Source organism: Streptomyces sp. NPDC054872 (genome assembly GCF_053610705.1).
The window spans coordinates 1-10,704 of record NZ_JBSGYY010000075.1 but is presented as its reverse complement, the minus strand read 5'-3'; the positions used below and the strand labels follow the sequence as shown (position 1 = coordinate 10,704).

The 10,704-nt window shown below is 73.2% G+C and carries 7 protein-coding genes; 3 read left to right on the top strand and 4 right to left on the bottom strand.

Annotated elements, in window-relative coordinates; all coding sequences use genetic code 11:
• Positions 1-55: 55 nt before the first annotated feature.
• The 4 genes from ACWGIH_RS43065 to ACWGIH_RS43050 form a co-directional block, all read right to left on the bottom strand.
• Positions 56-1,321, bottom strand: a complete 1,266-nt coding sequence (locus ACWGIH_RS43065; RefSeq protein ID WP_453449042.1) for a S8 family serine peptidase — start codon at positions 1,319-1,321, stop codon at positions 56-58.
• Positions 1,318-4,635 carry a right-handed parallel beta-helix repeat-containing protein gene (locus ACWGIH_RS43060; RefSeq protein WP_453449043.1) on the bottom strand — a complete coding sequence of 1,106 codons (3,318 nt, stop codon included), beginning with the start codon at positions 4,633-4,635 and terminating at the stop codon, positions 1,318-1,320. Before ACWGIH_RS43060 ends, ACWGIH_RS43065 begins: the two co-directional genes overlap by 4 nt.
• 147 nt (positions 4,636-4,782) lie before the next feature.
• Positions 4,783-5,955 carry a ricin-type beta-trefoil lectin domain protein gene (locus ACWGIH_RS43055; RefSeq protein WP_453449044.1) on the bottom strand — a complete coding sequence of 391 codons (1,173 nt, stop codon included), beginning with the start codon at positions 5,953-5,955 and terminating at the stop codon, positions 4,783-4,785.
• Positions 5,952-6,686, bottom strand: a complete 735-nt coding sequence (locus tag ACWGIH_RS43050) for a type VII secretion system-associated protein (RefSeq protein WP_453449045.1) — start codon at positions 6,684-6,686, stop codon at positions 5,952-5,954. Before ACWGIH_RS43050 ends, ACWGIH_RS43055 begins: the two co-directional genes overlap by 4 nt.
• 584 nt (positions 6,687-7,270) lie before the next feature.
• Between ACWGIH_RS43050 and ACWGIH_RS43045 the strand changes: the two genes are divergently transcribed.
• The 3 genes from ACWGIH_RS43045 to ACWGIH_RS43035 all read left to right on the top strand — a co-directional run bounded on the left by ACWGIH_RS43045 (position 7,271) and on the right by ACWGIH_RS43035 (position 10,651).
• Positions 7,271-8,305: a mannose-binding protein gene (locus ACWGIH_RS43045; protein ID WP_453449046.1), complete on the top strand. Its 1,035-nt coding sequence runs from the start codon at positions 7,271-7,273 to the stop codon at positions 8,303-8,305.
• Positions 8,306-8,415: 110 nt separating this feature from the next.
• Entirely contained in the window at positions 8,416-8,895 is a 480-nt protein-coding gene (locus tag ACWGIH_RS43040) for a MarR family winged helix-turn-helix transcriptional regulator (RefSeq protein WP_453449047.1), read from the top strand.
• A 154-nt stretch (positions 8,896-9,049) separates the two neighbouring features.
• Complete coding sequence (locus ACWGIH_RS43035; protein WP_453449048.1) at positions 9,050-10,651, top strand: MFS transporter; 1,602 nt, start codon at positions 9,050-9,052, stop codon at positions 10,649-10,651.
• The last annotated feature ends 53 nt before the right edge of the window (positions 10,652-10,704 follow it).

Below are 10,704 nucleotides of genomic sequence, written 5' to 3'. Positions count from 1 at the left end.
ACCAGAAGGTGGCCCCCGCTTCCCGTTGCGCTCAGTCCGTCGCTCAGCCCTGCGTTCAGTCCTTGGCCGGTCCGCCCGCTTCCGCCGGGCGCCAGCCCCTTCCGCGTGCCCGGGGCAGCGCGAACGCGCCCCAGAGGACGGCGAGTACGGCGGCGGTGCCCAACAGCACGAAGAGGGTGGCACGGTCGGACGCGCGGTCCGCCGCGGAGGTGTCGCGCACGGCCACGGCATCCGTGGCGCGCTCGGTGCCGCTGGGGGCACCGGAGTCGCCGAGGACCGTGGTGACGGCGGCGTAGGCGTCCAGCTGGGGGATGTCCGCGGGGTAGGCGGTGGCGGTCAGGCGGCGCGCGACGGCGTCGGGCTTCTCGTCGGGGTGGGCGGCGCGGACCACCGCGGCGGCTCCGGCGGCCTGGGCGGCGGCCACCGAGGCTCCAGCGCCGAGATAGTGGCCGTCGCCGCGCGGGCCGCCGGAGACCACGCCGGCTCCGGGGGCGGCCAGGTCGATGCCGTCCGTGGGCAGGGCGCCGTCCGGGCGGACGCCGGCGGGGAGCATGTCGGCCACCGAGAGGACGCCGGGTTCGCCGGCCGGCCAGTAGGTGCGCGATGCGACCTCCTCGGTGCCGCGCCCGGTCGGGTCCGGGGTGGCTGCCGCGACGACCACGGCGCCAGCGCGGCGGGCATCGGCGACAGCGCGGGTCAGGGCCTTGTCGCGGCGCGGCAGGGCCACCGCGATCGCGATGACTCCGGCGCGGGCCTCGGTCGCCTCGCGCACCGCCTGTACGACCAGATCGGCGTCGGCCTGCCCGCGTGGGCCGGTGCCGCGCAGGGCCAGGATCGTCGCGCCGGGGGCGACTCCGGCCAGGCGGGGGCTTCCCCCGCCGTTCCCGGCGATGAGCCCGGCCAGGAACGTGCCGTGGCCCACGCAGTCGTCACCGGCCGTGCCCGCGGCGGTGACCCGGCCCTCGAGCCCGGCGGCGTCGGGGGCGACACCGGTGCCGATCAGGGCGACGGTCACACCCGCGCCGGTGCCGTACTGGTGCAGCCGGTCCAGGTCGAGGCGCTGGCGCGACCAGTCCTGTTTCCCGGCCTTCTCCTGCGAGGCGGGGGTGCAGGGCGCGTTTCCGGCGTCCGTGTCGAGCGCGGAGGGCATGCCGGGCAGTTCCTGGCCCTTCTTCCCGTCGGCGGCCGGCGGCCCGTCGGCGGTCGGCGGCCGCGAGAAGGGAGCCGCCGGGGCGGCCGGGGCGGACACGGTGAGCAGCAGCGCGGCGGCAAGGCCGGCGCCGGTGACCAGGCGGGCGCTCCCGCGGGCGGGCGGCTTCATCGGGGGGCCGCCTTCGGTGCCGTGGATACGACGTCAGCGGGGACCAGGACGCGCAGGTCGTCCAGGGTGGGCGCGGCCAGTGAACTGAGCCGTCCCGCCTGGCGCGTGACCATTGACTCGACCACCTGGCGGGCCAGGCGCGCGTTGCCGAAGGAGCGGTCCCGTGGCAGCGAGTCGAAGTACTCCCGGAGCAGCGGGCCGGTGCCGGGACCGCACTCGTAGCCCATGGCCGATGCCTGCGCGCGCACGATGGTGACCAGCTCTTCGGAGGAGTAGTCGGTGAAGCCGATCCGGCGCGGGAAGCGGGAGGAGAGGCCGGGGTTGGAGGCGAGGAAGCGCTCCATCTCGTCGGTGTAGCCGGCGACGATGACGACCACCTCGTCACGGTGGTCCTCCATCAGCTTGAGCAGGGTGTCCACCGCCTCCTGGCCGAAGTCGGCGCCGCCGCCGGCCGGGGTGAGGGTGTAGGCCTCGTCGATGAACAGCACACCGCCGCGGGCCCGTTCGAAGACTTCCCGGGTCAGCTGGGCGGTGTGGCCGATATAGCGGCCGACCAGGTCGGCGCGGGCCGCCTCGATCAGCTGGCCCCGGTCGAGGATGCCCAGCTGGGTCAGGATCTCCCCGTAGAGGCGGGCGACGGTGGTCTTGCCGGTGCCGGGCGGCCCGGTGAAGACCAGGTGGTTGCTGAGCGAGGGCACCGGGAGTCCGGCGGCTGCCCGGTGGCGGGCGGTGGTGATGAGGTTGACCAGGTCCGCGACTTCGCGCTTCACCTCGGCCAGGCCGACCATGTCACCCAGGCGCGTCAGCGGATCAGCGCCCGGGGCCGCTGTCTCGGCGCCCTTGGCCGCGGCGGCGACGGAGACGTCCTCGGGCAGCAGCAGCCGCAGGTCGCTCTCGCTGACCTGCGGCAGGGTGGCGAGCCGTACCGCCTGTCTGTCCACCATCTCCTCGAACACCCCGCGCGCCGCACGGCCGTTGCCGAAGCCGGCGTCGCGCGGCATCGCCTCGAAGTGTGCGGCCAGCGCGTCGGCGGTGCCCTCGCCCAGCTCGTACTGGTGCTGGGAGCACATGTTGCCCATGATCGCGACCAGTTCGGGCACCGAGTAGTTCTCGAACTCCACCGTCCGGGAAAACCGGGACGCCAGGCCCGGGTTGGAGCCGAGGAAGGAGTCCATCTCGCGGGAGTAGCCGGCCGCGACCACCACCACGTCGTCGCGGTGGTCCTCCATCAGCTTGAGCAGCGTGTCCACCGCCTCGCGGCCGAAGTCGGCGCCGCCGTTGCCGCTGTCCGCGGTCAGCGTGTACGCCTCGTCGACGAACAGCACACCGCCGAGGGCACGCTGGAAGGTCTCGGTGGTCTTGATGGCGGTCCCGCCGACGACCTGGGCGACCAGATCGGCGCGCGAGACCTCCACCAGGTGCCCGCTGCGCAGCGAGCCCAGTTCGGCCAGGATCGCCCCGTAGAGGCGCGCGACGGTGGTCTTGCCGGTGCCGGGCGGCCCGGCGAAGATCAGGTGCCGGCTCATCGGCGGCGCCGACATGCCCAACTGCTCGCGGCGCTGGGCGAGCTGGGTCAGATTGACCAGGGTGCCCACCTGCTGCTTGACGTTCTCCAGGCCGATCAGCGCGTTCAGAGCGCCGAGCGGGCCGTCCTCGCGGTCCGGCGGCGGCGCGTCCCCGGCGCCGGAGCCCGCCGGATCGGTGTTCTCCGCGCTGCCGCTCCCCCAGGCGTCCCGCTTGCCGTTGCCGACGCTGCTCAGCCCCTCCACGGCCAGGCGTTCGCCGGGCGCGGTCTGCACCAGGCCCCCGCCCGCGTTCTCCCGGGCGAGACAGTTGACCAGGGAGACCGGCGCGGTGGACTCCACCCGGAAGCCGTCCTGTTCACCGCCGGAGACCTCGCAGCCGCTGAGCGAGGCAAGGGCGCCCTCGTGGAGCAGGAACCCGTGGCTCTTGGGGGCGTGCACCGTGGTGCGGTTGGCGGTCAGCTCGCCGCCCGCGGCCACGACCACCCCTTCCTCGCCGGATATCTCCACGCGGAAGTCGCGGACGGTGACGTTGCCGCCGTCCTCCACGACCAGACCGCCGGTGGCCGTGTCCGAGACGCCGCCGCCGGCCAGGTAGAGGGTGCTGCCGGAGGCCACGCGGACGCCCGCGCCCTTCGGCCGGACGATCTCGCAGTCCTCGGCGCGGCCGCGGGCGTCCTTGACGGCCGCGATGCCGTCACCGGCGGGCTCCACCAGGCGGGCCCGGCGCAGCAGCGGGTTGGCGCCGCCGCGTATCGCGATGGCGGGCGAACCGCCGATCACCTCGAGGCGGTCGAGCTCGGGCGCCGAGTCCTCCTCCAGGAGCAGGGCGGTCCCGTCGCTGTCGCGAACCGTCAGGCCGGTCAGCGCCGGGGACGCTCCCCCGGCGACCCGCAGCGCCGCGCCCTGCGCGCCGTCCACCCAGCAGTCCTCGAAGGTGCCGCGCGCCCGGTCGGTGACGAGCACCCCGTGGCCGCGGGTGCGCGAGACCCGGCAGCGGCGCAGGACCGGGTCGCTGCCCCCGGCAAGGGCGATTCCGTTGCCGGACGCGCCGGTGACGCGGACGTCCTCAAGGGTCGTACGGCCCGCGCTGCTCAGGTGCACGCCGGTGCTGGTGTCGTGCACCACGGTGCGCACCACCGTCAGGGCGGAGTTCCCCTCCAAGGCGATCGAGGGCTTGTCGGTGGAGGAGAAGTCGCAGTCCTCGACGGTGCCGCGGGCCTCGCCGTTGGCGAGCAGGCCGTTGCCGCGGGCGCCGCGCACCGTGCAGCCGCGTACCCGCGCGTCGCCCTCCTCCGCGATGACCAGGCCGCTGGTGCCGAGGTGTTCGAAGCTGCAGGACTCCACGGTGGTGGGCGTGGTCGAGGTGACCACGATGCCCGCGCCCTGCGGGTTGCTCACCCGGCACTCCCGCAGCGCCAAGGAGCCGGTACCCCCGGCCAGCATCGCGGTCCACGCGGCGCCGACGACCTCGCAGCCGTCGAGTGCGGCTTGCCCGCGCCGCACGTCCACGGCCGGCAGCTCGGCGTCCCCGCCGCGCAGGGTCAGCTCGGAGAGCATCACGGCGTCGGCGCGCAGCGCGAGCACACTGCCCGAGCGCGGCCGGATCTCCACGGTGCCCCGCCCCTCGGCGGCGGTGAGGGTGACCCGGGTGTGGATCACGAGGTTCTCCGCGTACGTACCGGGCCGGACGCTGATGAGCGCGCCGATCCGGGCGGCAGCGAGTGCCTCACCGATCGTCCGGTAGCGGTCCTGGCTCCCCGGACCGACCGTCAGTACCTGGCGCGACACGCACCAACCTCCTTGCCATGGCGGCCTCTGCAACGGGGCGCCCCCTCACCCGGGGGCGCGTGTCGGCGAGCCGACGGTGCCATCATGCCTGTCCCTCTGCGACGGGCGGGCGCCGGGAGTGGTGTGCTCCCGCTCCGGCGGGTCCGGTCAGACGCTCCACTTCTGGTTGTCCCTGCCGGTGCAGCCCCACAGCTCCAGAGGAGCGCGGTTCTCCCGGTTGCTGCCGTTGATGTCGACGCACTTGCCGACCACCGTATTGACCAGGTCGTGGCTGGCGTTCAGCGCGAACTTCTGGGCGTCGGCGCCGTTGCACCAGGCGATCTGAATGGCCGTCCGGTCGTTGAAGTTCGCGTTGGCGACGTCCAGGCACTTGCCCTGGATACGGATGGTGCCGTCGGAGGCGAACTGGAACTTCTGCGCCGGGGCGCCGTTGCAGTCCCACATGTGCAGCTGCTTGCCGTCGCTGAAGTCGTGTCCCGGTACGTCGATGCAGCGGCCCGAGAGGTGACTGCGGAAGGAGACGGGGGCACTGAGGGTCAGGCCGGGGTTGGCCTTCTTGGGCGTGTCCTTCTTCCCGTCGGACTTCTTCTCGCTGCGCTGCTGCTCCGTCCGGGACTTCTTGCCGTCGTCCTTCGGCTTGTCCTTGTCGCCGTCGTCCTTCGCCGGGGCGGACGCGACAGCTTCCTTCGCCGGCTTCTTCGGCTTCCCGGTCTCGTCGGACTTCCCGGCGTTCTTCTTGTCGTCCTCGGAGCCGGTGTCGGGCGCGGTCTGCGCGAACTCGCCCGGTGCCTCCTGCTCGTCCCCGCCGAGGACGGTGCCCGCCGACGCGGACGCCTTGCGGTCCTTGTCGTCGTCACCGCCGAGCGTCAGCAACGGCACCGACACGACCAGCGCCCCGGCGACGGCTGCCCCGGCGAGCACCGCCCTGCCCGGCCGGCCCACCGGTCCGGTCCGCTGCTGCGGCTTGCCGATCGCGGTCGCGGACACGGTCCGTACGAGCGCGGGCAGCCGGCTCTTGGCCGCGGTCGCGGCACCGGGGTCGGCCTCGGGCTCCGTACCGGATGTGGCGCCGCTTTCGGAGGCGGTTTCGCCCTCGGGCCCGGCGCCGCTCCTGCCCTGCCCGGCCGCCTCTTCGGACTTGGCGGTCTCTTCGGCCTTGGCGGTCTCGGCCTCGGTCTCGGCTTCGGCCTCAACCTCGGTCTCTGCTGCGGGTATTGCCTTCGGCTCGGCGGTGGTGGCCGCCGCTGTCGTCGTCTCCTCGCCGTCGGAACCGGTCTCGGCCCTCTGGGGCGTGGGGGGCTGCTGGGCCGAACTCGTCACGAGGAGGTCCTCCCTGTGGCTGTGGTGTGGGGTCGTGGTTCGGGGGAGTCCGCGGCGTTCGCGGCGGGCGTCTCCTCGGCCTCCGGCCCGCTGACGGTGCCGAGAAGACTGTCCGCAGGTACGAACATGGGGGCCGCCGCCCCGGCATTGACGGACAGCCAGGTGCCCGAACCGCTCAGCGAACGGGCCAGCTCCCGCGCCGGGACCATGTCATGCACAAGTGCCGCGGACGTGAACTCGTGTGCCGGTGAGGTGAACAGAAGGATCACCGGGGCTCCGTCCCGTCCGGCGGCCGTGAGCGGGCCGCCGTCCGGTCCGCGCAGCACCGTGATCTCGGCCGCGGCGAGCGCCGAAAGGGCCTCGTCCACCGAGCCGTAGCCAGTGGCGGCACGCTGCGCCGCCGCGTCCACCGGGTCGGTGGGCTCGGGCCAGCCGAGCACTCCGGCCGAGGGCCGGTACGCGGGGTTGGCGCGGTAGTCCCCCACGCCGCCGCTCTCGTCGGACTGCCATTCGCCGAGCACCGCCCACTCCGGTGGGGTCCGTTCGTCGGTCCACTCCGGGTCGACGACGCCGATCCAGTGGCCCGGCGCTTGGCGGGCGGCGGCTCGCACGGCCTCGGGTATCTCCGGTGTGACGGTGACTCCGGGGGCCTCGGGAGCCCCGGGCGTCTCGCCTGCGGATGACGCGGTTGACGCGGGGGCGGCGGCCGGGCCCGGCGCGTCGGACGTCACGGGCCTGACGTCATCAAGCCTGCCCTCTTGCCGTTCTCCGGGCCGCATCTCCACCTGAACTCTTCGGTCCGTACGCATCGTTGGGCGCCGGACAACAGGCGCGCACGCCGACACTGATCACGTCCGGAGTCAACACAATGCCACACGCGTCTCTTTCGTTGGGTGCCGGGGAAGATCCGCTTCAGGCTCGGACGTGCCCGTTTGTTGCCCGAGTGGGGAACTTTCCGGGAGCACTAAGGCGTGAGTGGACAAAGCGAAGGGGCAGTTGTGGTGCCAGATGCGGTCGTGGGCCCTGTGACGGGCTAAGTTGGACAACGCTGTCGGCCCCGCCGACGTGCAGTGCGTTCCGGCCGGGCGACCGGGCCAGGGCCGTACGGGAAGACCTCGCAGCCCGGAAGGCGTCGGACCGGCCTGCGGCCGCCACCGCGGCTGACCACGCGGCGACCGGCATCAAGTACCGAGCCCCACCGGCTCAATTCGACGCGGCTCCCGCCCCACACCCGTGTGGTGCCCGGCGCTCGACCGGCCCGGCCGCCACGCAGGCCCGTGCTCACCCCGACAGCTCCGCCACCGAGGAGTACCGCATGTCCCCCCAGCACCGCACCCCCGGCGCGAACGCGGAGACGGCCGCCACCCCCGCAGAGGAGTCCGGCCGGCCGGCCACGCCCTCCGCCCCGGACAACGAGGCAGCCGCCACCCCGCCCGGCGGAGCAGCCGCCCCCGAGGCCCCGGAGGCGAAGACCGCTGCCCCCGCCCCTGCCCCGGACGGAAACGCCGCCCCCGAGGCCTCGGCCGCCCCCGCCACGGCCGAGGGGGCCAAGTCGACGACCGAGGGAACCAAGTCGGCCGAGGCGACCAAGGCTCCCGGAGAGCGCGTCGCCGTGGCGGCGGCCGTCGGGGCGACGCCGCCCGGCGTCAAGTCCGGCACCGGTGTCGACAGGGGCCGCCCCCGCAAGCCGGTCCTGGCGGGGGCCGCCATCGCCGGTGCCGCCCTGATCGCGATACCCCTGCTGCTGGTCGGAAGCGCCAGGGACGACGGCCCCCCGGACAACGACAAGGAGTTGTCCGCGGGCGACACCGTGCTGAACCCGGGTTCCGGCCCCGCGGCCCTCGACGACTACAAGGCCAAGAAGCCCAGTTCGTCGCCGTCCGAGAAGAAGCCGAAGAAGACCGAGAAGCCGAAGAAGGCCGCGGTCCCCAAGGCTGCCGCGCCCGCCCCGCAGCCGAGCCCGAGCAAGTCGCCCGAGAAGAAGGAGTCCAAGCCGAAGCCCAAGCCCAAGGCGGCCCCGAAGCCGAACTGGAGCACCGAGACCGTTTCGGCGCCCAGCGTCCTCGAGGTCAAGCAGGCCTGGACCACCAACCGCATCCGCATGGTCATGCAGACCGACGGCAACCTGGTCGTCTACAACGAGAAGGGCAAGGCCATCTGGGCGGCCATGACCTTCGGCGAGAACCACCGGGCGATTTTCCAGCCGGACGGCAACCTCGTCATCCACAACGGCGACGACCGCCCCATCTGGGCCTCCAAGAGCCACGGCCACGAAGGCGCCCGGCTGGTCCTGCGACCCGACGGCAAGGTGGTCATCGTGCACAACGGCCAGGTCATCTGGTCCACCTGACCTCCCACTTCTCGCTCCCGCCGAACGCCGAAACACCGAAACGCCGGAACGCCGGAACGCCGGAACAACGTCTTTGGACATACCTATGGCAGGAGAGGTACTCTTTCGGCATGCCCGATCCCAGCGCGTCCGCCCAGGACCTCGACCGTGTGGCCTCTGCGCTCGCGGCGAGCCTGCCCGCGCTGAATCGCGCCCTGGACCGGCACGTGGGCCGCGACTTCGCGCGCCCCAAGCCCCCGGAGGCCCAGCTCGCCCTGCTGCGTCTGGTGGCGCAGGAGGAAGGCGTCACCGTCCGTGAGGCGGCCGACGCCCTGTTGATGCGGCCGAACAACGTCAGCGCCCTGGTCTCCCAGCTCACCGAGCAGGGGCTGCTGGAACGGCGGCAGGACGCCGGCGACAAGCGGATCGCGCATCTGCATCTGACCTCCCGCGCCCAGCGCGAGCTGGCCGAGGTCCGGCGCCTTGAGGGCGAACACCTCGCCCGCGCCCTGCAGTTCCTCACCCAGGGCGAGCGTGACGCCCTGGGGTCGGCCGTCGGCGCGCTCGCCTCACTGACGCGCCGGCTGCACGTCGCGCCCTCGGCGGAATAGTCCCGCACGTCCCCGTCACGGGGACGTCGTCGACCCGCGCCCGACGCCGCGCACGCGGCTCCGCGCAGGCCCCGCGACAGCACGACGCCGCCTGCGCGTTTCCTCTCCTCACACCTCTCACAGACGCACGTCTCACCACAGACAAGGCACCTTCATGCCGTCCACCACCGTGGATCACTCCCCCCTGCCCGCTCACTCCCCGCCGGAAGCGGGAGCCCCCACGGGCAGGCGCGCCAACCCCTGGCTGACGCTCATCGCCGTGGCCTTCGGCCTCTTCATGGTGCAGCTCGACGCCTCCGTCGTCGCCATCGCCAACCCGGAGATCGGCCGCGCCCTCGCCGCGTCCACCGCGGACCTCCAGTGGGTCACCAACGCCTACCTGCTCGCCCTTGCGGCCTCCCTCATCCTGGGCGGCAAGCTCGGTGACCGCTTCGGGCGCCGCACGTTCTACCTCGTCGGCGTCGTCGGGTTCACGCTCGCCTCGGTCGCCATCGGCCTCTCCGGTTCCGTCGAGGGCGTCATCGCCTTCCGGGCGGTGCAGGGGTTCTTCGGCGGCCTGCTGATGCCCAACACCCTGGGCCTGCTGCGCACCGCGTTCCCGCCGCGCAAGTTCGGCATGGCCGTGGGCATCTGGGCCATGGTCTCCGCGGTGTCGACCGCGCTGGGGCCGATCGTCGGCGGCCTGCTCCTGGAGAACGTCTCCTGGGAGTCCGTCTTCTACATCAACGCCCCCATCGGCGTGATCGCCCTGGTGGTCAGCGCCGCCGTACTGCCGCAGAGCAAGAGCGGGGGCATGGACACCGCCGGGTCCCGGCGCTTCGACGTCCTCGGGGTCGTCCTGCTGGCCGTCGCGCTGCTGTGCGTGGTCTTCGGCGTCGTCAAGGGCGAGACCTGGGGCTGGGCATCGGCGGGGACCCTGGGGTTCGCGGGCGTCGGCGTGCTGCTCCTCGGGGTCTTCGGCTGGTACGAGAACCGCGTCTCGCATCCGCTGCTGCCGATGCGGCTCTTCCGCAGCCGGGCGCTGACCACCGGCACGGTCATCACCGCCCTGAATTTCTTCGTCATGCTCGGCGTGATCTTCTTCGTGATGCTGTACCTGCAGAACGTGCGCGGCTTCTCGCCGGTCGAGGCCGGTGTGCGCACCCTGCCGCTGAGCCTGGCCTCTCTGGTGGCATCGCCGCTGGGCGCCGCGCTCACCGCGCGGTTCGGCCCCCGCCTGACGATGCCGCTCGGCATGCTGCTCCAGGCCGCCGCCGCCTTCGGCATGCTGACCTGGGACACCGGCTCGTCGTACGCCACGATGTGGCTGCCGTTCGTCGCGCTCGGTCTCGGCGTCGGCATGGTCCTCTCCGCGTCCTCCGACGCCATCGTCGGTCAGGCCCCCGTCCAGGACGCGGGCGTGGCCGGCGGGCTGCAGGCCACCGCCCTGCAGATCGGCGGCGCGCTCGGCACCTCCGTCCTCGTCTCGCTCATCAGCAGCCGGGTCGGTTCGACGCTGACCGGCGAACTCACCGGGGCGGGTGTCCCCGAGACCATGGCGGCCGGGTTCCACAAGGCCGAGGACGCGGTGGCGATGGGCGCCGCGCCGGTCTCGGCCGACATGCCCGCGCAGCTGAGGTCGGCGGTCGTGGAGGGCAGCGGTCAAGCGTTCATGAACGGCGTGCACACCGCCGTCACCGTGACCGGGGTGCTGTGTCTGCTGGGTGCCGCCGGTGCGGCGGCCGGTCTGCGGCGCACGTCTGCCGTGCGGCACTAGCGAGCAGAAGCCGGTGAAAAGGGCGCCGGGCCAGAGGGGCGACTTCCTCTGGC

Excerpts from the sequence above, each read along its gene's own strand:
- ACWGIH_RS43065 (WP_453449042.1), bottom strand. The coding sequence starts at position 1,321 with ATGAAGCCGCCCGCCCGCGGGAGCGCCCGCCTGGTCACCGGCGCCGGC.
- ACWGIH_RS43045 (WP_453449046.1), top strand. The coding sequence starts at position 7,271 with ATGTCCCCCCAGCACCGCACCCCCGGCGCGAACGCGGAGACGGCCGCC.
- ACWGIH_RS43040 (WP_453449047.1), top strand. The coding sequence starts at position 8,416 with ATGCCCGATCCCAGCGCGTCCGCCCAGGACCTCGACCGTGTGGCCTCT.
- ACWGIH_RS43035 (WP_453449048.1), top strand. The coding sequence starts at position 9,050 with ATGCCGTCCACCACCGTGGATCACTCCCCCCTGCCCGCTCACTCCCCG.